This window comes from Kitasatospora sp. NPDC058478, assembly GCF_042720345.1.
Taxonomy (GTDB): Bacteria; Actinomycetota; Actinomycetes; order Streptomycetales; family Streptomycetaceae; genus Kitasatospora.
This window is the reverse complement of record NZ_JBHXML010000030.1, coordinates 67910-90969: the sequence shown is the minus strand read 5'-3', so window position 1 is coordinate 90969 and position 23060 is coordinate 67910. Positions and strand designations below refer to the sequence as shown.

Annotated in this window: 22 protein-coding genes; 9 read left to right on the top strand and 13 right to left on the bottom strand. The window is 74.9% G+C overall.

Going from position 1 to position 23060, the window contains the following annotated elements; genetic code table 11:
* Positions 1–41: 41 nt before the first annotated feature.
* Positions 42–1370: a hypothetical protein gene (locus ACFWPT_RS18665; protein WP_380482839.1), complete on the bottom strand. Its 1329-nt coding sequence runs from the start codon at positions 1368–1370 to the stop codon at positions 42–44.
* A gap of 208 nt (positions 1371–1578) precedes the next feature.
* Here ACFWPT_RS18665 and ACFWPT_RS18660 point away from each other — a divergent pair, with 208 nt between their 5' ends.
* Positions 1579–3177, top strand: a complete 1599-nt coding sequence (locus ACFWPT_RS18660; RefSeq protein WP_380482837.1) for a M4 family metallopeptidase — start codon at positions 1579–1581, stop codon at positions 3175–3177.
* Positions 3178–3290: 113 nt separating this feature from the next.
* Here the strand turns inward: ACFWPT_RS18660 and ACFWPT_RS18655 are convergent, their stop codons facing one another.
* The 3 genes from ACFWPT_RS18655 to ACFWPT_RS18645 all read right to left on the bottom strand — a co-directional run bounded on the left by ACFWPT_RS18655 (position 3291) and on the right by ACFWPT_RS18645 (position 6214).
* Positions 3291–4319 (bottom strand): hypothetical protein, encoded by a 1029-nt coding sequence (locus tag ACFWPT_RS18655; RefSeq protein ID WP_380482835.1) that lies wholly within the window; start codon positions 4317–4319, stop codon positions 3291–3293.
* 75 nt (positions 4320–4394) lie between these two features.
* Positions 4395–5363, bottom strand: a complete 969-nt coding sequence (locus ACFWPT_RS18650; RefSeq protein ID WP_363373224.1) for a D-2-hydroxyacid dehydrogenase family protein — start codon at positions 5361–5363, stop codon at positions 4395–4397.
* Between the two features lie 116 nt (positions 5364–5479).
* The gene (locus ACFWPT_RS18645) at positions 5480–6214 is read right to left on the bottom strand and encodes a rhomboid family intramembrane serine protease (protein WP_380371448.1); all 735 of its coding nucleotides are present in this window, start codon (positions 6212–6214) and stop codon (positions 5480–5482) included.
* Positions 6215–6474: 260 nt separating this feature from the next.
* On the opposite strand from ACFWPT_RS18645, the gene ACFWPT_RS18640 reads away from it, so the two are divergent.
* The 4 genes from ACFWPT_RS18640 (at position 6475) to ACFWPT_RS18625 (ending at position 10069) form a co-directional block, all read left to right on the top strand.
* A complete protein-coding gene (locus ACFWPT_RS18640; protein ID WP_380482833.1) occupies positions 6475–7404 on the top strand; it encodes an aldo/keto reductase in 930 nt (309 codons plus the stop codon).
* 191 nt (positions 7405–7595) lie between these two features.
* Complete coding sequence (locus ACFWPT_RS18635; RefSeq protein WP_380371452.1) at positions 7596–8189, top strand: TetR/AcrR family transcriptional regulator; 594 nt, start codon at positions 7596–7598, stop codon at positions 8187–8189.
* Positions 8190–8354: 165 nt separating this feature from the next.
* Positions 8355–9599 carry an SDR family oxidoreductase gene (locus ACFWPT_RS18630; RefSeq protein ID WP_380482831.1) on the top strand — a complete coding sequence of 415 codons (1245 nt, stop codon included), beginning with the start codon at positions 8355–8357 and terminating at the stop codon, positions 9597–9599.
* The gene (locus tag ACFWPT_RS18625; RefSeq protein WP_380371456.1) at positions 9596–10069 is read left to right on the top strand and encodes a MarR family winged helix-turn-helix transcriptional regulator; all 474 of its coding nucleotides are present in this window, start codon (positions 9596–9598) and stop codon (positions 10067–10069) included. Before ACFWPT_RS18630 ends, ACFWPT_RS18625 begins: the two co-directional genes overlap by 4 nt.
* Before the next feature lie 43 nt (positions 10070–10112).
* Here the strand turns inward: ACFWPT_RS18625 and ACFWPT_RS18620 are convergent, their stop codons facing one another.
* Genes ACFWPT_RS18620 through ACFWPT_RS18610 form a run of 3 tightly spaced genes read right to left on the bottom strand, consistent with a single transcriptional unit; the run spans position 10113 to position 11585 of the window.
* Positions 10113–10826, bottom strand: coding sequence for a class I SAM-dependent methyltransferase (locus ACFWPT_RS18620; RefSeq protein ID WP_380482829.1), 714 nt, complete (start codon positions 10824–10826; stop codon positions 10113–10115).
* Positions 10823–11329: a hypothetical protein gene (locus ACFWPT_RS18615; protein ID WP_159398314.1), complete on the bottom strand. Its 507-nt coding sequence runs from the start codon at positions 11327–11329 to the stop codon at positions 10823–10825. The genes ACFWPT_RS18620 and ACFWPT_RS18615 overlap by 4 nt, the downstream gene beginning before the upstream one ends.
* A 25-nt stretch (positions 11330–11354) precedes the next feature.
* Entirely contained in the window at positions 11355–11585 is a 231-nt protein-coding gene (locus ACFWPT_RS18610; protein WP_063350865.1) for a hypothetical protein, read from the bottom strand.
* 273 nt (positions 11586–11858) lie between these two features.
* Between ACFWPT_RS18610 and ACFWPT_RS18605 the strand changes: the two genes are divergently transcribed.
* Complete coding sequence (locus ACFWPT_RS18605; RefSeq protein ID WP_380482826.1) at positions 11859–12362, top strand: hypothetical protein; 504 nt, start codon at positions 11859–11861, stop codon at positions 12360–12362.
* Between the two features lie 90 nt (positions 12363–12452).
* On the opposite strand, the gene ACFWPT_RS18600 is transcribed toward ACFWPT_RS18605, so the two are convergent.
* The 5 genes from ACFWPT_RS18600 to ACFWPT_RS18580 form a co-directional block, all read right to left on the bottom strand.
* A complete protein-coding gene (locus tag ACFWPT_RS18600) occupies positions 12453–14600 on the bottom strand; it encodes an acyltransferase family protein (protein ID WP_159398315.1) in 2148 nt (715 codons plus the stop codon).
* A gap of 202 nt (positions 14601–14802) precedes the next feature.
* A complete protein-coding gene (locus ACFWPT_RS18595; protein WP_380371468.1) occupies positions 14803–16530 on the bottom strand; it encodes a glycosyltransferase family 2 protein in 1728 nt (575 codons plus the stop codon).
* 199 nt (positions 16531–16729) lie between these two features.
* Complete coding sequence (locus ACFWPT_RS18590; RefSeq protein WP_380371471.1) at positions 16730–17308, bottom strand: GNAT family N-acetyltransferase; 579 nt, start codon at positions 17306–17308, stop codon at positions 16730–16732.
* 234 nt (positions 17309–17542) lie between these two features.
* Positions 17543–18172 carry a maleylpyruvate isomerase N-terminal domain-containing protein gene (locus tag ACFWPT_RS18585; RefSeq protein ID WP_380482824.1) on the bottom strand — a complete coding sequence of 210 codons (630 nt, stop codon included), beginning with the start codon at positions 18170–18172 and terminating at the stop codon, positions 17543–17545.
* A 65-nt stretch (positions 18173–18237) separates the two neighbouring features.
* Positions 18238–18867 (bottom strand): TetR/AcrR family transcriptional regulator, encoded by a 630-nt coding sequence (locus ACFWPT_RS18580; RefSeq protein WP_380371475.1) that lies wholly within the window; start codon positions 18865–18867, stop codon positions 18238–18240.
* A 207-nt stretch (positions 18868–19074) separates the two neighbouring features.
* On the opposite strand from ACFWPT_RS18580, the gene ACFWPT_RS18575 reads away from it, so the two are divergent.
* The 3 genes from ACFWPT_RS18575 (at position 19075) to ACFWPT_RS18565 (ending at position 21640) form a co-directional block, all read left to right on the top strand.
* The gene (locus ACFWPT_RS18575) at positions 19075–19833 is read left to right on the top strand and encodes an SDR family oxidoreductase (RefSeq protein ID WP_380371478.1); all 759 of its coding nucleotides are present in this window, start codon (positions 19075–19077) and stop codon (positions 19831–19833) included.
* Positions 19834–19913: 80 nt separating this feature from the next.
* Entirely contained in the window at positions 19914–20672 is a 759-nt protein-coding gene (locus tag ACFWPT_RS18570) for an SDR family oxidoreductase (RefSeq protein WP_380371597.1), read from the top strand.
* A complete protein-coding gene (locus ACFWPT_RS18565; protein WP_380482822.1) occupies positions 20669–21640 on the top strand; it encodes an NADPH:quinone oxidoreductase family protein in 972 nt (323 codons plus the stop codon). The genes ACFWPT_RS18570 and ACFWPT_RS18565 overlap by 4 nt, the downstream gene beginning before the upstream one ends.
* 187 nt (positions 21641–21827) lie before the next feature.
* Here ACFWPT_RS18565 and ACFWPT_RS18560 read toward each other — a convergent pair whose 3' ends face one another.
* Entirely contained in the window at positions 21828–22976 is a 1149-nt protein-coding gene (locus ACFWPT_RS18560) for a hypothetical protein (RefSeq protein ID WP_380482820.1), read from the bottom strand.
* Between the last annotated feature and the right edge of the window lie 84 nt (positions 22977–23060).

The window sequence follows — 23060 nt, the reverse complement described above, 5'->3', positions numbered from 1 at the left end:
GGTCATGACGGCCTGCGCTGACGGCCTGCGCTGATGATCGGTCAGCGCAGCGCCTCGAACATCCCGGCCAGCCCGTGGTGCGCGGCCGCGAGCAGCGCCTGCGCGGCGTCCAGCGCCTCGGCGCTCGGCCCGGCGAGGGCGAGGCCGACGGCGGGCTCCGGGTCGTGGCCCGCCGTCGGGATCAACGGCAGGAGGGTGACGTCGAGCCGGGCGCAGCGCGGCCGCAGCCGGTCGAGGTGGTCGTACAGCGCGCCCGGGGCGAGCCGGGCGCCGAGCGGCATCGCGTCCAGGGTGCGGACGAGGTGGCCCGGGCCCCGCACCTGGTCGAGGCGGGCCCGCAGCATGAAGGCCACGGCCGGGCCGGTGAGCCGCAGGTTGATCTCGGTGGGGGCGAGCCGGCGCTGCCGGTCGGTGACGAAGTCCACGTCGTACCAGCCGCGGTAGCCCTCGGCGGCCAGCCGCTCCCCCACCGCGAGGGCGAACCGGCGGGCCGTCCCGGCGGCGCCCCGGGGCACCGCGTCGGGGCCGACGGTGACGCCCTGGTAGCGGGTGCCGGCGACGTGCATGTCACCGGCGCCCACCGGGTGGACGGCTCCGTCGGGGCCGACCAGCGCGTCGTAGGTGAGGTCGCGCAGCCGGGCGGCCGGGCCCGGGTCGACGTGCTCCTCCAGCAGCAAGCCGCCCTGGGCGGGCAGGAGTTCGGAGCGGACCAGGCGCCGCAGCAGGGCCCGGCCGCCGCCGGCGGCGAAGAGGTCGGCCGGATCCACCACGACGGTGCCGTAGCCGCCGACGCCGTGCGGGCTCTTCAGCACGGTGGTCAGCCCCCGGGCGGCGCGGGCGGTCAGCCGGCGGGCCGCGCGGCCCCGGCCGGCCGGGCGTTCCTGCCGGGGGACGACGATGCCCGGGTGGTCGGGGGCGAGTTCGGCGAACAGGTCGTGGGCCGCCGCCTTGGACTCGTAGCGGTGCACCGCGGCCAGTTCGGGGCCCTCGCCTTGGGCGGCGGTGCGGCCCCAGGCGACCACCGGCCGGCCGAGGGCGGCGATCCGCGCGGCCAGGGCCGGCCGTTCGGCGAGCGCCCGGGCGACCGTCCGCCCGGGCGCGACGCCGCCGTGCACCTCGACCGGGCCCCACTCCAGCTCCCGGGCCAGCCAGTCGGTCCACTCCGGGCCGACCTCGGCGGGCAGTACCAGCAGCGCGGGTTCGGGGCTGTAGCAGGTGGCCAGGCAGGCGTAGTGGTGCGCCTGCCGCAGCCGTCGGGCGCGCTGGGCGGCGTCCATGTCCGGGGCGAAGAACTGCTCGTTGAAGTCCGCGACGTTGCCCACGTGGACCGCCGCCCGCCCGCCGGTCCAGGCCCCCACCCATCCGTCCATGGGGCGAGCCTAGGGCCTCGTCAGGTCATGCGTCATGCGTCGGAACACGATCGGCCATATGCGGCACGGGTGTTGATTTCTGCTCACTTTTGATTTGAACAGGACACAACTTGGCAAAGATATGACCATTCCTCTAGCTCTACCTGACTGATCGCCGTCAATGTCGGTCGCAGCTCTTTTCCCTGCAGCTACCCCGACTGGAGTCAGAGTGAGCCCCACCTCCTCCTCCCGCCGCCGCCCCCTCGCGGCCGGAGCCATCGCGGTCGTCGCCGCCCTCGTCGCCGTCGCCGTCCCCACCGGCACGGCCTCCGCCGCCACCGGCACGAGGGACGCCGCGATATCCCAGGCCCGCGCCAACGTCACCCACAACGCGGGGGTGTTCGGCTTCGGCGCCGGCCAGGACCTCGTCGTCAAGGACGTCGTCCTCGACGCCGACGGCACCCAGCACGTCCGCTTCGACCGCACCTACCAGGGCCTGCCGGTGGTCGGCGGTGACCTGGTCGTCCACCAGGACGCCCGCGGCCGGCTCAAGGACTCCTCCCGCGCGGCCGCCCACGACGCCGCCGTCAGGTCCACTGTCCCGAAGGTGCCCGCGCAGGCCGGCGCCGCCAACGCGCTCGCGGCCGCACCCGGCGTCCAGGACGCCACCAGCACGCCCGAACTGGTCGTCTGGGCCGCCGACGGCACGCCCCGGCTCGCCTGGCGCACCACCGTCGAGGGCACCGGCGAGCACGGCCAGCCGGCCGGCAAGGTGGTCGTCACCGACGCCACCACCGGCGAGCAGATCGAGACCTACGACGCCGAGCACCAGGCCTCCGGCACCGGCCACTCCGAGTACACCGGCGACATCACGATCGACACCACCGCCCAGAGCGGCGGCGGCTACACCCTCAAGGACGCGGTCCGCGGCCACGTCACCAAGGACGCCAACAACGTCGCGGCGAGCGCGCTCAAGGCCGGCTCCGGCACCGCGTTCACCAGCACCACCAACGTCTGGGGCGACGGGAAGAAGTTCTCCACCGACCGCTCCACCGCCGCCGTCGACGCCCACGCCAACACCGCCTGGACGTACGACTACTACAAGAACACCTTCGGCCGGAACGGCATCAAGAACGACGGCAAGGGCGCCACCGTCTTCGTCCACGTCGGCACCAACTGGGACAACGCCCAGTGGTCCGACAGCTGCTTCTGCATGATGACCGGCGACGGCGACGGCAGCACCGACCCCGAGCAGGTCGACCTCGACACCATGGGCCACGAGATGACCCACGGCGTCACCAGCGCCACCGCCAACCTGCGCTACAGCGGCGAGTCCGGCGGCCTCAACGAGTCCACCAGCGACATCTTCGGCACCATGGTGGAGTGGTACGCCAACAACAAGGTCGACACCCCCGACTACCTGTTCAGCGACCAGTCCACCCCGCCGTGGCTGCGCCGCTTCGACAAGCCCTCGCTCGACGGCCGCTCGGCGGACTGCTGGAGCAGCTCGGTCGGCAAGCTCGACGTGCACAACTCCTCGGGCGTCGGCAACCACTGGTTCTACCTGGCCAGCGAGGGCAGCGGCAGCAAGACCATCAACGGCTACACCTACAACAGCCCCACCTGCAACAACTCCACGGTGGCCGGCATCGGCAACCAGAAGATCGCCAAGATCTGGTACCGCGCGCTGACCGTCTACATGACCTCCACCACCACCTACAAGGGTGCCCGCACCGCCTCCCTGAGCGCGGCCAAGGACCTGTACGGCCTCAACAGCACCGAGTACAAGGCCGTCGCGGCGGCCTGGAGCGGCGTCAACGTCAACTGACGTAACCGTCCCCGGGCGGTGGAGGTCAGGCCGTCAGACGGTCAGGCGGTCAGACGGTCAGACGGTCAGGCGGTCAGGCGGTCAGGCCGTCAGGCGGTCAGGCGGTCAGGCGGTCAGGCGGAGAACCCCACGTGGACGTGGTCGTGGTGGGTGTCGTCGGTGAAGAACTGGTTGCCCACGCCCGGGATCGCCACCGGACCGCCCACGTTGTACGAGCCGGCGGCGGCCGCGTCCCGCATGAAGGACTCGATCAGCTGCCGGGGCGTCGACGGGTCCACCACCGCCTGACCGTCGATCCGCCAGACGTCGAAGGCCCGGCCCAGCGGATGGTCGCTGGGCCGGGTCGTACCGAAGACGTCCAACGGGTGGCCGGTCCGCACCACGCTCACCGACAGCGTGTACGGGCCGGCCAGCCGGAGCATCGCCGCCAGCACGCTGTCGTGCACGGTGCCGCTGCGCAGGTCGGCGGCCGCCTCGGGCGGCAGCTCGATCCTCGACCCGGCCAGCACCTGCGCCACCGCCGGGGCGGGCGAGGCGGCGGCCGGGCCCGGCTCCCCCGGGTTCAGGCCGGTGACGGTCCAGCGCGGCGCGGCCCGGCTCAGCCGGACGTCCACCGTGGTGCCGCCCTCGGCGACCGAGCCGTCGGCCCGGCGGGTCCACTGCCGGCAGACCACCAGCACGCTCGCCGAGTCCGCGAGGAGCCCGCCGTACTGGGCGTCGACCACCTCCAGGCTCGCCTCGGCGGCCGCCGGGGCCAGCGGCCCGGCCCGGTCCGCCAGTTCGGGCGGCAGGCCGAGCGCCGCCACCCGGGCCCGGGCCGCCTCCACGCCCTGCCCGCCCGGCGGCCAGGCGCCGAGCGCGGCGACCAGCTCGACGGCGCGGCGCTTGACGTCGGGCTGCACCTCGGACGGGCCGGGCTGCCAGAGCGCGGGGTTCGGCAGGGCGGAGACCGTCGGTGTCCCCGTCGGCGTCGGGGCCACCGTCCACGTCGACGTCTCCGTCGGCGTACCGGCCGGACCCGTCGTCACCGCGGGCCGCCCGGCCCCGCTCCCGCACCCCGCCGCGCCCAGCAGCAGCGCCGCCGCACCCGCCCTCAGCACACCGCGCCGGCCCGCACCCCGGGCACCGTCTCCGCTCGTCACGCGGCCAGTATGCGGCCGGGCGGCGCCCGGCGGGCGGACGCCGCCACGAGGGCCGGCCCGGGCCCGGCCCATGGGTCAGCCCAGGCGGCGGATCGGCTCGCCGGCCAGGTAGGCCGCGATGTCCTCGACCGCCTCGCCGTAGTAGCGGCGGTAGTTGTCGCGCGACACGTACCCCAGGTGCGGGGTTGCCAGCAGCCGGGGCGCGGTGCGCAGCGGGTGGTCGGCGGGCAGCGGCTCGACGTCGAAGACGTCCACGGCGGCGCCCGCGATCCGGCCCCCGGTGAGCGCGGCCAGCAGCGCGTCCTGGTCGACGATCGCCGCCCGGGAGGTGTTCACCAGGTACGCCTCGGGCTTCATCAGGGCGAGTTCGGCCTCGCCCAGCAGTCCCCGGGTGCGCTCGCCCAGGGCGAGGTGGATCGAGACGAAGTCGGCGCCGCTCAACAGCTCCTCCTTGCCGGCGGCCCTGCGCACGCCGACCTCGGCGGCCCGCTCGTCCGTGAGGTTCTGGCTCCAGGCCAGCACGTCCATGCCGAAGGCCAGTCCGACCCGGGCGACCAGGCCGCCGATCTTCCCCAGGCCCAGCAGCCCGAGCACCCGCCCGTGCAGGTCGGCGCCGACGGTACTCTGCCAGGGACCGCCCTCGCGCAGCGCCGTGCTCTCCGGCACGATGCCGCGGGCCAGGCCGAGCAGCAGCGCCCAGGTCAGCTCGACCGGCGGGGTGGAGGAGCTGGCCGTCCCGCAGACCGTCACGCCGTGCGCCTCGGCGGCCGCGTAGTCGATCACCGAGTTCCGCATGCCCGAGGCGACCAGCAGCCTGAGCCTCGGCAGCCGGGCGAACAGCGAGGCCGGGAACGGCACCCGCTCGCGCAGGGTCACGACGAAGTCGAAGTCGGCCAGGGCGGCGGCGAGTTCGTCCTCCGATCCGAAGTGCTCGGAGAAGGCGGTCACCGCCACCCGGTCGGAGACCGGGGACCAGTCGACGATGCTGGTGGCGACGCCTTGGAAGTCGTCGAGGACGGCGCAGCGAAGGGTCCGAAGTGTCATGCCCGCACTCTCCCAGACGCCGGTCGGCGCCCGGCGTGCCAGGCCCCGGTCCGAGCTGCGGGTCTGCGGGTCTGCGGGTCTGCGGGATCGGCCCCCGGGGGTGGACCGGCCCCCGGTCACGCCGCGGCGGGCTGCCCGGTCGGCCTGGTCCTCGTCCCGGTGGCGAGCACCAGACCGAGCAGGCAGCCCGCCACCAGGCCGGCGCCGTGGTTGTTCCGCAGCGCGCACAGGAACAGGCCGGCCGCGGGGATGAGCAGCAGGTACCAGGTGCCCTTGAACGTGAGGCCCAGGGCGCTCCCGCGCAGCAGGCAGGTGACGGCCAGGGCGCCGAGCAGGCCGCAGACGGCCACGGAGTCGCCGCCGCCGCGCGGCGACCAGCCGGCCAGGCTCACCACGTGGGCGAGGACGCCGCTGGCGAGGAAGACGGCCAGGGTCCGCCACCATCCGAGGACCGACTCGGCGACGGCGCCGACCACGAGCAGGGCCGGCAGGTTCATCGCGATCTGCGCGATCCCGGAGGACTGCACCAGCAGGGCCGTCCCGGCCCGCCACCACTGCCCGTCGGACAACGCACCCGGCTGCCGCATCAGATCGTCGACCAGGGTGGGCACGGCGTACTGGAGCACGGCCATCACCGCCATCAGCGCGAACAGTGTGAGGGTGACCCGGGGCCGCCGCGCCAGGGCGGCCCGGACCACGGCGAGCACCTCGCCCGGCCCGGCGCCCGCCGGAGCGCCCGCCGGAGCGCCGGCTCCCGGGCCGGCGGCGGAGCCGGCCAGCGCCAGCGCCTGAAGTCCCACGCTGACCACCACGGCAGCGCTCGCGTACAACCCGATCTCGTGCGGCGACATCGCCGACCCCCCGTTCACCCGACCCCCGGCGCTCCCGCCCGTCGACGAGCCCCATCATCCCGGCCGGGCGGGGCCCCGGACCAGGGCGGGTGATCATGGAAACGGCATGACGGTTGTCACAGTCCCGACAGGTCCGCCGTCACGGCGCCCTCCCCCGTGGACAGCAGCCCGCCGTCACCTACGCCCCCGTGGATTCCGCGGGGATTCGTACATTCCCGAATCGCTGGCGGTCAGGGCAGGGCAGTGGCGATCATGACGGCATGACTTCTGGCACCACCCCCGCCCCCGCCGCCGTCACCGCCGCCGCCGCCGCCTCCGGCAGTTGGACGCTCGGCGACCGCACCGTCCACCGGATCGGCTTCGGCACCATGCGCCTGCCGCAGACCGGCCGGGCGCTCGTCCCCGACGCCGTACCGCGCGACCGCGAGCAGGCCGTCCGGGTGCTGCGGCGCGCCGTCGAACTGGGCGTCAACCACCTCGACACCGCCGCCTTCTACTTCTCCCCGCTGCGCTCCGCCAACGAGCTGATCAACCGGGCGCTCGCGCCGTACGCCGACGACCTGGTGATCGCCACCAAGGTCGGCCCGGGCCGCGGACTCGACGGCGAGTGGGTGGAGCACGCCCGCACCCCGGAGCGGCTGCGCGGCCAGGTCGAGCAGAACCTGCGCCAACTCGGCCGCGACCACCTCGACCTGGTGAACCTGCGGATCGTCGGCACCGACTCGATCGCCGAACGCTTCGGCGCCCTCGCCGAGTTGCGCCAGGCCGGGCTGATCCGCCACCTCGGCCTCTCCAACATCCACCCGCACCAGCTCGCCGAGGCGCAGGCCGTCGCGCCCGTCGTGTGCGTGCAGAACCCGTACGGCATCGGCGCCTCGCCCGAACAGGACGCCGTGCTGCGGCTCTGCGGCGAGCAGGGCATCGCCTTCGTCCCGTTCTACGCGATCGCCGGAGCCGGGCGGGAGTCCGGCACGGGCGGCGCCGAACCGGCCCAGGTCCGGGCGGTGGCGCAGGCGCGCGGGGTCGGCCCGGCCCAGGTCCGCCTCGCCTGGACGCTCCACCAGGGCCCGCACGTCCTGGCCATCCCCGGCACCGGCGACCTGGCGCACCTGGAGGACAACATCGCCGCCGGGGCCCTGCGCCTCTCCCCGGAAGAGTTGGCGCTGCTTCAGGAGGCGCACACGGGCTGACCCGGAACCGGGCAGGGCCGCGACGGCACCGCTCCGGGACGAGCTCAGGATCACCGGCGAGCACGAGAGCACGCACGCCGACACGAACGAGGGAGTCCCGGAGCGCTGCTCCACAACGACCTGCTTCCCGCCCGCGGCCCAGCGCTGAGGCCCGTCGACAGGAATATGCAGACCGGTCTATTGTTTTCCGCATGGGAGTCAAAGGTGAGGAGACCCGGGCCCGGCTGATCGCCGGTACCCGGACGCTGATCGAGGCACAGGGCTACTTCGGGACCGGCCTCAACCAGATCGTGGCCGCGACGGGCGCACCGCGCGGCTCGCTCTACTTCCACTTCCCCGAGGGCAAGGACCAACTGGTCGCCGCCTCCCTCGCCCAGGCCGGGCAGGAGGTCGAGGACCTGCTCGCCGCGCTGGCCGCCGAGGGCGCCGACAGCGGAGCGCTCACCGAGCGGCTCACCGAGGTCTTCGCCGAGCGACTGGCACGCTCCGACTACACCAAGGGCTGCCCGATCGCGATCGTCGCCCTGGAGGTCGCCGGCACCAACGAGCCGCTGCGCGCCGTCTGCGCGGAGGTGTACGAGAGCTGGCAGCGCGTGCTGGCCGGCCGGCTGGAGGCCGAGGGCTTCCAGCCGGCCGAGGCCGCGACGGCGGCCGGGCAGGCACTCGCGCTGATGGAGGGCGCGGTCCTGCTGGCGTCGGTCCGGCGCAGCCGCGAGCCGCTGGACCACGCGCTGCACGCCGTCCGCCACCTGCTCGGCGCCAAGCCGGCCGCCCGCACCCCGTAGGGCTTCGCGGAAGCGGAGCCGCCGCCGACCGGTGCGCGGCTCCGCCCCTCCTTCCGATTCCTTGTGCCCGAATTCTCCTGTGCCCGAGTTTTCTCGTGTCCGGGTTTTCTCGTGTCCGAAAAATATGCAGACCGGTCTACAGATTCCAGCTCCAGGAGTTGCCACATGCCGCCCCTCCCGCCACCGCCCCGCACCCTCGTCCTCGGCGCCACCGGCTTCCTCGGCCGCTGGCTCGTCCTCGAACTCCTCACCCGCGGCGAGCCCGTGGCCGCCGCCGTGCGCGGCGCCGGCCGTGACACCGAGCTGCGCCACTGGCTGCGCACCCACGGCGCCGACGACACCGCGCTGACCACCGTCGCCGCCGACCTCACCCGCCCCGGCCTCGGCCTCTCCCCCGAGGACGACGCCCGGCTCACCGAGGTCCGCGACGTCCACAACCTCGCCGCCCGCTACCAGTTCGGCCTCACCCGCGCCCAGGCCGAACCCGCCAACGTCCACGGCGCCCTGCACGCCCTCCACTGGTCCGCCACCCGGCCCCGGCTGCGCCGCCTGGTCCACCTCTCCGGCTACCGCGTCGGCCGCGACCCGCAGCCGCAGTACCCGCCCAGCCCCCGCGCCACCACCGCCGCCTACACACGCCTCGGCGCGTACGAGGCCTCCAAGCTGCTCGGCGACGCCGCCGTCCGGGTCACCGCGCCCCGACTCGGCGTCCCGCTCACCACCGTCAACCCCAGCAGCGTCATCGGCCACTCGCGGACCGGCGAGGCCGGCCAGTACCTGGGCCTGGCCCAGCTCGTCCGTCAGCTCCACCGCAGCCGCCTGCCGCTGCTGCCCGGCACCCGCCGCACCTTCCTGCCCGTGGTCACCGTCGACCACCTGGCCCGCTTCCTCGCCGCCGTCCCCGCCCACGACAGCGCCGCCACCCCCACGCCCGACGGCTCCGCCACCCCCGACGCCACTCCCACCCCCGACGGCTCCGCCGTGGTGGCCCACACCGTCCTCGACCCCGCCACCCCCGTCCTCCCGGACCTGATCGCCCTGCTCGCCGCCCACCTCGGCGTCCGCCCGCCCCGCGGCCTGGCGCCCGTCGCCATCGTCCGCCGCCTCCCCCGCGCCCTCACCGGCGCCGACCCGGAGACCCTCGGCTTCCTCTCCGAGGACCGCTACGACACCACCTCCGCCGACCACCTCGCCACCGCCGCCGGCCTGGTCCACCCGCCCCTCGCCCCGGCCCTCCGGCACTGGGTCGACCGGCTGGTCGCCGAGGACTTCGGCGCCCCGCCCCGGTGCCCCCCCGGTGAGCCCGGCACAGGACGCCGGGGCGGTTCAGCCGGCGGCGGCGAACGGTTCCCTCCACGCGGTTCCTCCACGGCAGGGATTGGCAACCCGGGTGTCATGATGGCGGGGTGACCGATACCGATGCCCCGCTCCCGCCCGACGTCCTCGCCCACCGGCTCATGGACGTGTTCGACCTGGTCGGCCCGCTGTACCGACGGGTGCTCCGCACTGTGGAACTCGCGGCTCCCATCGAGGGGCTGTCCGTCGGCGTGCGCGCCGTACTGCTCCTGCTCGCGGAACACGGGCCCATGACCGTCCCTCAGATGGGCCGCGCACAGGCACTGAGCAGGCAGTTCGTGCAACGCATGGTCAACGACGCGGCAGCCCTGGACCTGGTCGAGATCACCCCGAACCCCGCCCACCAGCGGTCCTCGCTGATCCGGCTGACCGGCCACGGCAGGGCCGCCGTCTCCGCGGCGAGCGCCCGCGAGCACGCCCTGCTCCGCCAGGTCGGCGGCGAGCTGACCGACGCCGACCTGACCGCCTGCGTGCACGTCCTCACGCAGATGCTCGAACTCTTCGACAACGTCGACGTGAACTGACCCCCGCACCGCGCGAGCGCGGCCCGGACGCCAGGAGGGCGACCTACCCGAAGACCAGGCTCGTCCAGCGGACGCCGGACCGGCCGTGCAGGTCGCCGCGTTCGGTGCGGTGGAGCAGCCGCAGGCCCCGGGCGGCGGCGAGCGCGACGGTCTCCTCGGGCGGGACGTCGAACATCCGGCGGCCCGGCGGGACGGGGCCGTGGCGCAGGGTCAGGGCGAGGCGCCCGCCCGGGGCGAGCAGCCGGCCGAGGGCGGCCATCGCCAACGCCCGCTCGGCGGGGGCGAGATGCATCCAGACGGCGGTCAGCAGGACGAGGTCGAAGCGTTCGGTGCCGGCGCTCAGCTGCGGCAGCTCGGGCAGCTCGTCGGCGACCCAGCGCACGCCGGAGCCCGCGTGCAACCGCTCGGCGACGGAACGGAGTTCGGCGGTCGGCTCGACGGCCACCACCGGATGGCCGAGGGCGGCGAGGGCGGCCGCGTCCCGCCCGGTGCCGGCGCCCACGTCGAGGACGGCGGCGGGCGGGGGCGGGTAGCTGTGCAGCAGGTCCGCGTGGACCTCGGCGAAGGTCACGCTCTCGTACTGGACGGCGAGCTCCTCCGCCGCCTCGGCGTAACCGGCAGTGCTCGAAAGCCCGTTCAGGCCTTCCGCCTCGTCCACCCCGTCCATCCCGTTCAACTCGTCCACCCCGTTCACGTCCTCCACCCCGTCCAACTCGTCCACCCCGTTCGTGTCCGCCGCCCCGGTCACCCCGATCATGCCTTCCGGTCCCGGACGACCACCGCGTCACCGGCCGCCGCCGCGTCGGCGAAGAAGTCCCGCAGCTCCCGCAGGTCGGCGACCACCCGGGTCGCCCACGTCTCGGACCACGGCGTCGGGTACCCGAGGCGCGCGACCGTCCGGGCCAGCACGGTGTCCTGCTGGCGCACGAGTTCGCCGAGCGCCGAGTCGCGCAGGAAGGTGAAGGCGGCCGCGACCTGCGCGGGGCTCAGCACCAGCGGATCGGTCTGCGCGGCGTCGGGTTCGCGGCGCTCGCCGCCGTACACGGGCAGGCGCGCGGCCGGGTCGGGGTGCAGGCCGTTCTCGGTGAGGGCCAGTTCCATCAGCCGGGCGGTGCTCCGCACGCCGAGGAGAAGTCCGGCGGAGGCCAGCTGGCCGTAGCGGACGTCCTGCCGGTCGGGGACGAGCTCGCCGAGTTCCGTCGGCGAGCAGGTGTCGACCTCCTGGCCGGGCAGGCGGCGCCAGAAATGATCCACGCTCACCCGGACAGCGTAACGAAAGCGCGGCTCACGCCTCGCCGGGGTGCCAGAGGGGCCACTCCCAGGGGCGATCCGCCCAGTGGACGCGGACCGGATCTCGCGGGTCGAGGTCCGGAAAGAGCTGGTGGATCCGGGGTTCGAACTCCTCGGGGGCGAGCGGCTCCCAGCCGTGGCCCTCGAAGTGGACCAGGCGGTAGCGGCTGTCGGTCCGGAAGTCGGCCACCTCGACCAGGTGCTTGGACGTGCTGTTGGTCTCCATGCCCCCCAGCATGTGGCGCGGCGGCAATCGGCGCCCCTCCAGACCCCTCTTCCGGGTCATGTCCCGGCGTCGGCGCGCTCGTTGAGCACGGGGAAGGCATGGCGGGGGATTCGACGGGGGGTTCGGCGCTGGAAGGACGACAAGATGACTGGGCAGTCCACCGGAGGACAGTGGCAGTGGCCGCAGGACGCTTGGCAGCCACCCCCGGTACCCACCGCGTTCGCGCCGGCCCCCGTTCGGCCGCCCGCACCGACGTCGCGGCGGTCGCGGAAGGTGTGGGCCGCCGCGACCGTCGGGACGGTCGCCGTCCTCGCCGCCGTCCTGGCGATGTGCGGGCCGGGGACGGGAGACGACCTGGACGTGGTGGCCCTGCCGCACACCTCCCCCTCCGCGTCCGACCCGGCGGCGCCGGACCCGCCCGCGTTCTCGCCGCTCCCCACCACACCCGCGCCGTCCCCGCTCCCGCCGCCCACGCCGGAGCGCGCCGGACCGGCCCCGGCCCTGGTCCCGGCCACGGCGGCGGCCGCGCCGAACGAGGACGAGCCGGCCGACGCCCAGCACGCGACGACCGCGCACCCGAAGCCCGGCCGCACCGCGCGCCCCTCGCCGTCGACCCACGGCGCCCCCGCCCCGGCCGCCGCCACCCCGGCGGCTCCGGCTACCGGCGCGGCGCTGCCCACCCTCGGCCCGGGCGGCATCTGCGACCAGGCCGAACGCGTCGGCCGCTGGCCCGCGGGCTCGGAGCAGGCCCGCCTCTGCCACAGCATCTACGGCTGAGAAAACGCCTGCGTGGCCACACCCGCACCCGCACGACGAGGGCGCCCCGCCGGATCGATCCGGCGGGGCGCCCCAGGTGGCGGAGCCGCGCTACCCGGCCGCCTCCAGGATTCCCTTGTCCAGGCGCGGCGCCAGGACGCGGGCCAGGGTGTCGGTGATGTGGCCGGTGTCGCGGTACAGCACCACGCCCTCCAGCACCGCCGGGCAGTCCGGTCCGCTGCCGGGGCACAGCAGCGGGCCCAGGTCGAGGGTGCGGACGCCGTAGCGGGCGGCGAGCCCGCCGTCGAGCATCGGGTCCGGCTCGAAGGCGGTGTCGCGCGGGAAGAAGCAGGCGTCCGAGCGGCCGTCGGAGGCGGCGAGGCAGGTCGGGATGTCCTTGCCGGGCATCGGGGTGTCGCCGAGGTAGGCGAGCGGGGCGCCGACGGCGGCGAGGCGGTCCAGGGTGCGGGTCCAGCCCTGGGTGCGTTCCTCCTGGCTGCCGTACCTGTTGAGGCCGGCCATCAGGACGAGGCGCGGCCTGGGCCCGGAGGTGAGCCGGGTGAGGGTGTTCTCGCGCCAGCGGTCGCACTCCTCGAAGGTGCGGCCGAGGACGTTGTTGCGCACGGTGAGGGTGGCGAGCGGGCAGCCGGGCTTGACCAGGACCTCCAGGGCCCAGTGCCGCTGCTCGGCCATCGCGAGTGCGGACGATATCCACTGGCCGGCGTGCGAGTCGCCGAGCAGCACGATCCGGTCGGGGCTGTCCTCGGCGCCGAACAGGCAGCGCGGGCTGCTGTCGGCGTTCAGCGGGATCTCGCAGCCCTTGCCGGGCGGGAAGTCCTCCCGGGCGCGGGCCAGCGAGGGGGTCAGGCCGAGCACCCGCGCACCGGGGGCGAGCAGGGTGGGGCCGGTCGGGGCCCCGGCCGGGGCGGCGGCGGGGGTGTCGGCGGTGCCGCCGAGGGCGCGGACCGTGCCGCCGCCGAGGGTGAGTGCGGCGATCAGCGGGATGACGAGGGCGCTGGCGCCGACCGCGAGGCCCCGGCGCGGCGCCGGGCTGCTGCCGTACCGCAGCGGCTGCTCGACGAGCCGCATGGTGAGCCAGGCGGGCAGCGCGCTGGCTGCGGCGAGGGCGGCCAGGGTGGTCCAGGGCAGGGCGCCGTAGCGGGCCTGGGCGATGGTCAGCACCGGCCAGTGCCAGAGGTACCAGGCGTACGACAGGCGACCGGCGGCGCGCAGCGGCCGGTTGTCGAGGAGGCGTCCGGCGTCGGTGGCGCCGAGCGCGCGGTGGGCGGGGCCGGCGAGCAGGACGGCGGCGGCGCCGAGGACGGGCACCAGCGCGGCGGTGCCGGGGAAGGGGGTGTTCCGGTCGTAGAGCAGGATCGATGCGAGGACGGCGGCGGCGCCGGCCCAGCCGAGCAGTCGCAGCGACCAGGCCGTCCCGCGCCGCTGCACACGGCCGGCCAGGGCGCCGCCGAGCAGCGCAGCGCACGCGCCGGCCGCGAACTCCCAGAGCCGGCTGCCGGTGGAGAAGTAGGCGAGCGGCGCCGAGGTCGCCGTCCACCGGACGCACAGCAGCAGCGAGACCGCGCCGATGGCCGTGGTGGCCAGGGTGATCGCGACGGTGCGGCGGCGGCCGTGCAGGAAGCGGGCGAGGCCGAGCAGCAGAACGCCCCACAGCAGGTAGAACTGGTTCTCCACGCCGAGCGACCAGAAGTGCTGGAGCGGGCTCGGGGCGTGTTCGGCGGCCAGGTAGTCAGTCTGCTGGCCGACGAAGCGCCAGTTGACGACCTGTCCGGCGGAGGCGATCAGGTCGCGGGCGAGGTCGGTGCCGCGCAGCGGGTCGAGCAGCGCGCCGCCGGCGACGGCGGTGGCGACCAGGACGGTGGCGGCGGCGGGCAGGATGCGGCGGGCGCGGCGGGCGGCGAAGTCCCACAGGCCGATCGGGCGGCCGAGCAGCAGTCCGGTGATGAGGAAGCCGGATATGACGAAGAAGACGTCGACGCCGACGTAGCCGCCGGCGAAGCCGGGAACGGCGGCGTGGTAGGCGAGGACGGAGAGGACGGCGACTCCGCGCAGGCCCTCGATGTCGGGGCGGAAGCCGGTACGCCGCTGGGCCTGCGGCGGTGCGACGGCTTCTGCGGAGGGGCGCCGCTCGGGCGCGGCCTGCCGGTCCATTCGGACGACGCCGGGCAGCAGTTCGGCCGAGGCGGTGGCGGCAGGGGAGGAAGGGGACGACGACGGTGGTGGTACGGCCGTTGACACGGCGGTGCTCCTCGCAGGGGCAGGCAGCGGGTGGTCGGGACCGCCGGGCCGATGGGGCGGCCGGGCGGCGCATCCGCGCCGGTGGGGCGACGCGCTGGGAAACGCGGTGGATCCGAACGAAGTTGATGGGTCGTCAGACATCGACTTTGACGTCAGGAATTGATGGAGCTCATGAAGTTGACGGAGCGGAGTTGACGGAGCGTCAGAAGATCAGCGGATCGGCCCAGCCGGAGGCCAGCAGTCCGCAGAGCAGCAGCACGGCGGTGACGGCGACGGCCTCCGCGTGGCCGAAGCCCAGGTCGGACCGGCGCCGCACGGGCGCGGCGACCTCTCCGACGGCGGCCCCGTTGCCACCGCGCAGGAGCGGCCACAGGGACCGGATCAGCGGGATCATGGTGTACGCGGTGAGCGCGAGCAGCGCGGTGAGCGCCCAGAAGGGCTGCCAGCCGTACAGCATGGCCGCGCGCACGAGTCCGGCGATGCCCGCGAGGACGACGAACCCCAGCCAGCCGACGCCGATCCGGGCGACCGCCTTGGCCAGTGAACTGCCGCCCGACACGGCGCCGGTGGGCACCCAGTCGGCACTGCGGCGGCGCAGCGCGTGCGCGATGGCGACCACGTGGCAGAGCCCGCCGAGGAGTTGGACCCGGGTGACCTCGAAGCGCCAGCGGGTGCGGGACATCGCGGGCAGCAGGACGAGCGAGACCCAGATCGGCGGCAGGAACGGCAGCACCTGCCACGGCTGGATCTCACCGGGGGCGAAGAACAGCATGATCAGGGCGGGCAGCGGGACGGCGAAGACGTTCACCGCGCTGGTGACGTAGCCGAGGATGCCGTTCCAGAAGCAGAGCCGGGCGGAGCGAGGGAGCGGTCCGCGGCGGAAGTCCGGGTCGCGGACGAGCGCCAGGGAGCCGAGGCACCAGCGGTACTGCTGGCTGATGAAGGCGGGCAGGCCGGTGGGCGACATGCCCTTGGCGACCAGGGCGGGCACGTACCGGGTGGTCCACCCGGCGCGGGCGAGCGAGAGGCCGGTGTAGAGGTCCTCGCTGTGGTCGATCTCGGCGAAGCCTCCGACGCGCATGAGTGCGGCGCGGCGGTAGAGGGCGTTGGTGCCGCAGCAGACGGTGCCGTCCTGCGCGTCCCGGGAGGGCTGGATCCAGCGGTAGAAGATCTCCTGGGTGGCTCCCGCGGCGCGTTCGAGCCAGGACATGTCGGCGTCCGTGTCGAAGCACTGCGGGCTCTGCACGATGCCGACCTCGGGGTTGTCGAGGTAGGGCACCAGGTGGTGCAGGAAGTCGGGGCGGGGGCAGAAGTCGGCGTCCAGGACGGCGACGATCTCGCCGTTGCCCTCGGCCAGGCCGTGGTTGAGGTTGCCGGCCTTCTTGAACCGGCCGCGGTCGGGGCGGGCCCGGTACTGGAAGCCGTAGGACTCGGCGAGTTCGCGCACCTCGGGGCGGGCGGCGTCGTCGAGGACGATGACGGTCAGCGCGCCGGCCCACTGGACGGCGACGGTGTGGCGGTAGGCGTTCTCCAGGACGGCCAGCGGCTCGCCGGCGGTCGGCAGCAGCAGGTCGACGCTCGGGTGGCGGGCGGGCTGCCAGGCGCGCATCAGCAGGTCGTGCGAGTCGCGGGTGTAGCGGCGGGCGCGCTGGCCGTCGGTGAGCGAGAGCAGCCAGGTGGCCGCGTTGAGCACGGTGAGCACCAGGAAGGGCCAGAGCAGCGGCCGGCTGAGGGCGAACAGGCCGAGGGTGGCGGTGGCTCCCGCGTAGGAGAGGGTGGCGCAGAGCAGCACCCAGCGGCGCTGCGGGCCGAAGTACCAGTAGAGCTCCTCGTCGTCGGGCGGGCTGGGCAGGCGGAGGTCGGGGTCCGCGGGGATCCGGCGCGGGCCGGGGACGGGCGCGGGCATGGCGGTGCCATGGAGTACGGGCATGCGGAAGTGGCCCCCCTGGGCATGGGACGGAACGTGGCCGTTCGCCCTCAGCCTCTCACATTGGCCTAGACCAATCATGAACGAGGTATGACATCTCCGCATCGCCCCTGGTCAGTGACTTGACATGTCATCACGTACCGACGAACCGTCAAGCGATCATGGATTCGACCCCGAGCACCGCCGGCCCGCACCCCTGCGGTCAGGCCTCCCCCAGCGACTCCTTCAGCGCCTTCGTCAGCTTCTCGAAGCGCAGATCGGGGCGCAGCGGGACGCCGAAACGCTCGTCGCCGTACGGGAACGGGGTGAAGACCCCGGTCCGGCGGAAGCCCCGCCGCTCGTACCAGGCGATCAGGTCGGCGCGCTGCTCGATCACGGTCATCTCCAGCTCGCCCACGCCCCACTCCTGGCCGGCCAGCCGCTCGGCCTCGGCGAGCACGGCCCGGCCGAGGCCTCCGCCCTGGAGCCCGGGGCGCACCGAGAACATGCCGAAGTACGCGCGGTCCCCGCGGTGCTCCAGCTGGCAGCAGGCGACCAGCCGGCCGTCCCGCTCGGCGACCAGCAGCACCCCGTCGGAGCGACCGATGACCGCGGCGACGCCCTCGGCGTCGGTGCGCTGGCCCTCCAGCAGGTCCGCCTCGGTGGTCCAGCCGGCCCGGCTGGCGTCGCCGCGGTAGGCGGACTCGACCAGCTCGACCAGCGCCGGTACGTCGGCGAGCGTGGCGGGGCGGAAGGCGGGCTGCCCGGTGGGCCGGGCGTGGCTGGGGATGGTCTCGGACATGGCGGGTCCTCATTCTGCGTGCGGTGGAACCGCCCGCCGCTCGTGCCTGCGGCGTGGCGCGGGCCGTCCCTGGTGACCGGCCTGCGGGCATCGTGCCACAGCCCGCGAACCGGCCCCGAGCCGCAGGACCTGCGGCGACGGCCCCCGCGGGCCCGCCCGGCGGGAGCGCGGGCCCGGCCGCCGTCCACCCCGAGCCCGGCTCCGCCGTCGCGGCCTACGCGCCGCGCCCCGGTGTCAGCGGATGACGGGCAGGACCGCCGTGGTGTCGCGACCGGCTGCCGCCTCGATGAAGGCCACCGGGTCGGCGACCTCGGCGAGCAGGGTGCGGGTGAAGTGCAGGGCGCCGTCGGACGGCGGCGGGCCGCCGATCGTCGCGATCAGGTCGAGCAGGTGGACGGTCGCCTCCATCAGCGCCACCTCGCCGAGCGCGCCGACCGTCACCGAGCCGAGCAGCGGGTGGGCCACCGCGGCGGCGGGCGGCAGGTCGGCGATGCCGGCCAGGGCCGCCGGGCCCTCGGCCCCGAAGCGGGCGACCAGCTCGGCCGGTTCGGCTGCCGCGGCGGTCTGCTTCGCCGCCTCGGCGACCTGCTCGGCGGCGGTGTGCGCGATCCCGCCCGGCCGGTTGTAGGCCCGCAGGATGCCGACCCCGGTGGTCACCTCGGCCGGGCCGTCCACCAGGGCCCCGCGCAGCCCGGCGAACATCTCCGGCACCGGCGCCACGTGCGCGTACAGATCCCGGACGGTCCAGCCGGGCAGCCGGGTGGCGAGCCCCCACGACGCGTCGTCCAGGGCCGCGCCGCGTTCCGCCCAGGAGACCCAGGCTTCGGCCAACAGGGCGGGTACATCACCGATCTGACGTGTCATCGGTCCTCCTCGGAGCACATGGCAACTGAGTTGTCACCTTACCGGTCGCCGGGCGGACCGGCGGATCAGACCCGGGCGCCGAGCATCCGCAGCACCAACTCGCCGTAGCGGCGGCCGAGTTCATCCGGCGTCTCGGTGGATCGGTCGGTGAACCAGCGGGAGACGTCGATGCCCAGCGAGGTGACCGCACGGGCCGCCGTCCGGACTTCGGACACCTGGAAGGCGCCGGCCGCCACGCCCGCCTCGATCAGCGCGCTGACCTCGCGCTCGATGTCCAGCCGCAGCGCCGCGACCACCGCGTAGGCGTCCTCGGGCAGCGCGTGCAGCTCGTAGTTGACCACCCGGCCGACCGTGCGGGCCCGGGCGTGCCAGGTGGTGAACTCCTCGACCAGCCGGCGCATCCGGTCCACCGGGCCGCCCTCACCGGCCGCCGCCGCCCGGACCAGTTCCAGCGTGGCCGCGTGCCCGGCCTGGCTGATCTCGGCCAGCAGCGCGGCCTTGGACTGGTAGTGGATGTACAGCGCCGCCGGGCTCATCCCGGCGGCGGTGGCGATGTCCCGGGTGGTGGTGGCGTGGAAACCGCGCTCCGCGAAGGATTCGACGGCCGCCTGGAGCAGCCGGTACGCCGCCTCGGGGCGGGAGTCGGCGCCGCCGGGCAGGGTGCGCCAGAGGTCGGCGATGGGCGTGCTGGTCATGGCGCCATCCTCCCAGAGAACTCGTACACACATTCCCGCCGCCCGGTCGACGGACTGTTGACAGGCTCCCGCACCGACACCATGCTGAGCAAGCGCTTAGTCAGCCGGTGGACCGGCACACCCGCCGACCGGGCATCCCCGCCGAACCGGCGCCTGCGCCCACCCGGCACCCCCGTCGAACGTTCCGCGCGAAAGGCAGGACCCTCCGTGGCGTACTCCTTCAAGGGCCGGGTGGCCGTCGTCACCGGATCGAGCCGGGGCATCGGCCTCGGCATCGCACGCGAGCTGGTCGCCCGCGGCGCCAAGGTCTGCCTGACCGCCCGCAACCCCGAGCCGCTCGCCGAGGCCGTCCACGACCTGGGCGGGCCGGAGAACGCCATCGCCGTCGCCGGCAGGACCGACGACCCGGTCCACCAGGAGGAGGCCGTCACCAGCACCCTGGAGGCCTTCGGCCGGCTCGACCACCTGGTCAACAACACCGGCATCAACCCCCTCTACGGCCCGGTCCTCGACGCCGACGAGGCCGCCGCCGCCAAGATCCTCGCCGTCAACGTGCTGGCCCCGCTGGCCTGGACCCGCCGCGCGCACGCCGCCTGGATGGGCGAGCACGGCGGTTCGGTGGTCAACGTGGCCTCCGTCGCGGGCATCCGCTCCTCGCTCGGGATCGGCATGTACGGGGTCAGCAAGGCCGCGCTGATCCGGCTCACCACCGAACTCGCCGCCGAACTGGGCGGCCAGGGCATCCGGGTCAACGCCGTCGCCCCCGCCGTGGTCAAGACCAGGTTCGCCGAGGCCCTGTACGAGGGCCGGGAGGAGCAGGTCGCCGCCGCCTACCCGCTCGGCCGGCTCGGCGTGCCCGAGGACGTCGCGGGCGCGGTCGCCTTCCTGCTCTCCGCGGACGCCGCCTGGATCACCGGCCAGACCCTGGTCGTGGACGGCGGCGTCACCCTCGGCGGCGGCCTGTGAGCGGCACGGCGGACGCGGACGCAGCGGACGCGGACGCAGCGGACGCGGACGCACCGGCGACGGACTTCGCCGGCCAGGGCGTGGTGGTGACCGGCGGCGGGCGCGGTATCGGCGCCGCCCTGGCCCGGGCCTTCGCCGCGGCCGGCGCCCGGGTGGTGGTCAACGACCTGGACGCCGAGGCCGCCCGCGCCGTCGCCAGGGACTGCGGCGGCACCGCCGCCCCCGGGGACGCCGCCTCCCCCGAGGGGCTGGCCGCCCTGGTCGGGCAGGCCCGGGCCGCGCTCGGCGAGATCGACGTGTGGTGCGCCAACGCGGGCGTCGCCCCGGTCGGCGGGGCCGACGCGCCCGCCGCGGCCTGGGCGAGCGCCTGGGAGGTCAACGTCCTCGCCCACGTCCGGGCCGCCGAACTGCTGCTCCCCCGCTGGCTGGAGCGCGGCGGGGGCCGCTTCCTCGCCACGGTCTCCGCCGCCGGGCTGCTCACCATGTTGGGATCGGCCCCGTACGCGGTCACCAAGCACGGCGCGCTCGCCTTCGCCGAGTGGCTCTCCGCGACGTACCGCCACCGCGGCGTCCGGGTGCACGCGCTCTGCCCGCAGGGCGTGCGCACCGACATGCTCGCCTCGACCGGCGCGGTCGGCGAGGCGCTGCTCGCACCCACCGCGCTGGACCCGGAGGACGTCGCCGAGGCGGCGCTGGCCGGGCTGCGCGAGGGCCGCTTCCTGATCCTGCCGCACCCCGAGGTCGCCGAGTACTACCGGGTCCGGGCCACCGAACCGGACCGCTGGATCAACGGGATGAACCGGCTCCAGCAGGGGCTGGAGAGGAGCGAGGCGCTGTGAGGGCCTGGCAGGTGGAACAGTTCGGCGAGCCGGGCGAGGTGATGCGGCTGGCCGACGACGTGGCGCGGCCGGTGGCCGGGCCGGGGCAGCTGCTGGTCCGGGTGCGGGCCGCGGCGGTCAACTTCCCGGACGCGCTGATGGTGCGCGGCCAGTACCAGGTCCGCCCGCCGCTGCCGTTCACGCCCGGCGTGGAGCTGTGCGGCGAGGTGGCGGACGGCGCGCGGCGGGGCGAGCGGCTGATCGGCAACCCGGTGCTGCCGCACGGCGCCTTCGCCGAGTACGCCCTGCTGGACGCGGCGGCCGCCTTCCCCGCGCCCGGGGCGCTGGACGACGCCGAGGCGGCCGCGCTGCACATCGGCTACCAGACCGCGTGGTTCGCCCTGCACCGCCGGGCCCGGCTGGCGGCCGGCGAGACGCTGCTGGTGCACGCGGCGGCGGGCGGCGTGGGCAGCGCGGCGGTCCAGTTGGGCCGGGTCGCCGGGGCCCGGGTGGTCGCCGTGGTCGGCGGCCCCGCCAAGGCGCAGGCGGCCCGGGCGCTCGGCGCCGACCTGGTGGTGGACCGGACGGCCGGGGACTTCGTCGCCGCCGTCAAGGAGTTCACCGGCGGGCGCGGCGCGGACGTGGTCTTCGACCCGGTCGGCGGGGACGCCTACACCGGCTCCACCAAGTGCGTCGCCTTCGAGGGCCGGATCGTGGTGGTCGGCTTCGCCGCCGGCCGGATCCCTGCGCCGGCGCTCAACCACGCGCTGGTGAAGAACTACGCCATCCTCGGCCTGCACTGGGGCCTCTACAACACCCACGACCCGCAGGCCGTCCGCGCCGCCCATGACGAGCTGACCCGGCTCGCCGACCGGGGCGCGGTCCGCCCGCTGGTGAGCGCCCGGGTGCCGCTCGCCGGGGCCGCCGACGCCGTCGAGCTCGTCGCCGCCGGGCGCAGCACCGGCCGGATCGCCGTCCTGGGGGACTGACGACCGGCGGCGGTTCAGGTGTTGCGGCGGGCGGGCTCGTGTTCCTGGGCCGGGCGGAGCCAAGGCCGGCAGGGCCTCCGGCACTGCGCGGAACGCGCAGGCCGCCGTAGGGCCCTGCGCGTTCCCGCCCTCCGTCCGTACTCGTCAGGAGGGCGGCGCTCCCCCGCCGGTCAGCGGGGGACTCCGGTCAGCGGGTGACGATCTGGAGGGCGGTGTCGCGGGTGGCGTTGCGCCAGCCGAACGCGTAGACGGTGCTGCTGTCGGCGCTCACCGCCGTGTCGCTGACGCTGTCCAGGGTGAAGGGGACCGTCTCGGTCGGCACCGGAGCGTAGGTGGCGGTGTCGAAGGCCACCAGCGCGACCGCCCGCGGATCGCGGTCATACCGAACGGTGCGCAGACGGGTCCCGTCCGGACTGACGGAGACACCGGTGAGTCCGGCGGAGGCGACCGGCGCGAGCGTGACGGGTGCCTGCGCGGCGTCGGTGGCGGGGTCGACGGGGAAGACCTGGTTGGCGGCGCTGTCGGCGACGGCGAACAGGTGGGTGCCGTCGGGGGTGAACGCCGCCTGACGGATCGCCTGCCGGAGGTTCGACACCGAGCCGACCACGGTCGGCGCGGCCCCGGGGGCGCCCGAGGTGTCAAGGTGCACCAGCCCGGACCCGGCGGCGACGTAGGCGTCGCGACCGCCGGGCCGCAGGGCGATCGACTGCGCGTAACTGCCGGGCAGCGCGACCTCGCCGGTGAACGCGTTCTGCGCGGTCGAGAAGGTCAGCACCCGTCCGGGAGTCTCGGCGGGCACCCCGGGCGGGGGGATCGGCGGCACGTTGTAGCCCGTCGCGCCGGCCTGGGTGACGTAGACCGTCGCGCCGTCGGCGCTGAGCGCGATGTCGTGCGTACGGCCGGTGGACCAGGCGGCGGGCTTGTTCTGCGGCGGCAGCGGTGCGGCGGCGAGGAGGGTGCCGGTCGTGGTGTCGACCACGTTCATGACGAGACCGCTCACGACGTACACGCGCCTGCCGTCAGGGCTGATCACGGTCTGGTGGTAGTCGCTCTCGGCGTTGGCCAGCGGGATCTGCGCGGTGACGGTGTCCGTCCCGGTGTCGACGGTCTTGAGCGCGCCGTCGGCCGTGACGTAGACCTTGTCCCCGGCCGGGCTGACCGCCATCCCGGAGACCAGGGTCCCGACCGGGACGGTGACCACCCCCGCCACTGCCACTGCCCCCGCCACTGCCGACGCCCTGTCGGCGGCGACGGCGGTCCCGCTGCCAGAGGCCAGGAGCAGCACGCAGGCGGCCAGCGATGCTCCACAACGTCCGTACACGGCAAGTGAGTTCATGGCGTTCCTCTCCAACTCGGGCTGGTGCCGGACAGGTTATTGCGGCAGCTTGAGGGAGGGTGCGAGTTTCCCGACTGTTCGTCT

Coding starts and splice junctions, on each gene's coding strand:
- ACFWPT_RS18665 (WP_380482839.1), bottom strand. CDS start 1,370: ATGGACGGATGGGTGGGGGCCTGGACCGGCGGGCGGGCGGCGGTCCAC.
- ACFWPT_RS18650 (WP_363373224.1), bottom strand. CDS start 5,363: ATGACACTTCGGACCCTTCGCTGCGCCGTCCTCGACGACTTCCAAGGC.
- ACFWPT_RS18645 (WP_380371448.1), bottom strand. CDS start 6,214: ATGTCGCCGCACGAGATCGGGTTGTACGCGAGCGCTGCCGTGGTGGTC.
- ACFWPT_RS18640 (WP_380482833.1), top strand. CDS start 6,475: ATGACTTCTGGCACCACCCCCGCCCCCGCCGCCGTCACCGCCGCCGCC.
- ACFWPT_RS18635 (WP_380371452.1), top strand. CDS start 7,596: ATGGGAGTCAAAGGTGAGGAGACCCGGGCCCGGCTGATCGCCGGTACC.
- ACFWPT_RS18630 (WP_380482831.1), top strand. CDS start 8,355: ATGCCGCCCCTCCCGCCACCGCCCCGCACCCTCGTCCTCGGCGCCACC.
- ACFWPT_RS18620 (WP_380482829.1), bottom strand. CDS start 10,826: ATGATCGGGGTGACCGGGGCGGCGGACACGAACGGGGTGGACGAGTTG.
- ACFWPT_RS18610 (WP_063350865.1), bottom strand. CDS start 11,585: ATGGAGACCAACAGCACGTCCAAGCACCTGGTCGAGGTGGCCGACTTC.
- ACFWPT_RS18595 (WP_380371468.1), bottom strand. CDS start 16,530: ATGCCCGTACTCCATGGCACCGCCATGCCCGCGCCCGTCCCCGGCCCG.
- ACFWPT_RS18590 (WP_380371471.1), bottom strand. CDS start 17,308: ATGTCCGAGACCATCCCCAGCCACGCCCGGCCCACCGGGCAGCCCGCC.
- ACFWPT_RS18585 (WP_380482824.1), bottom strand. CDS start 18,172: ATGACACGTCAGATCGGTGATGTACCCGCCCTGTTGGCCGAAGCCTGG.
- ACFWPT_RS18580 (WP_380371475.1), bottom strand. CDS start 18,867: ATGACCAGCACGCCCATCGCCGACCTCTGGCGCACCCTGCCCGGCGGC.
- ACFWPT_RS18560 (WP_380482820.1), bottom strand. CDS start 22,976: ATGAACTCACTTGCCGTGTACGGACGTTGTGGAGCATCGCTGGCCGCC.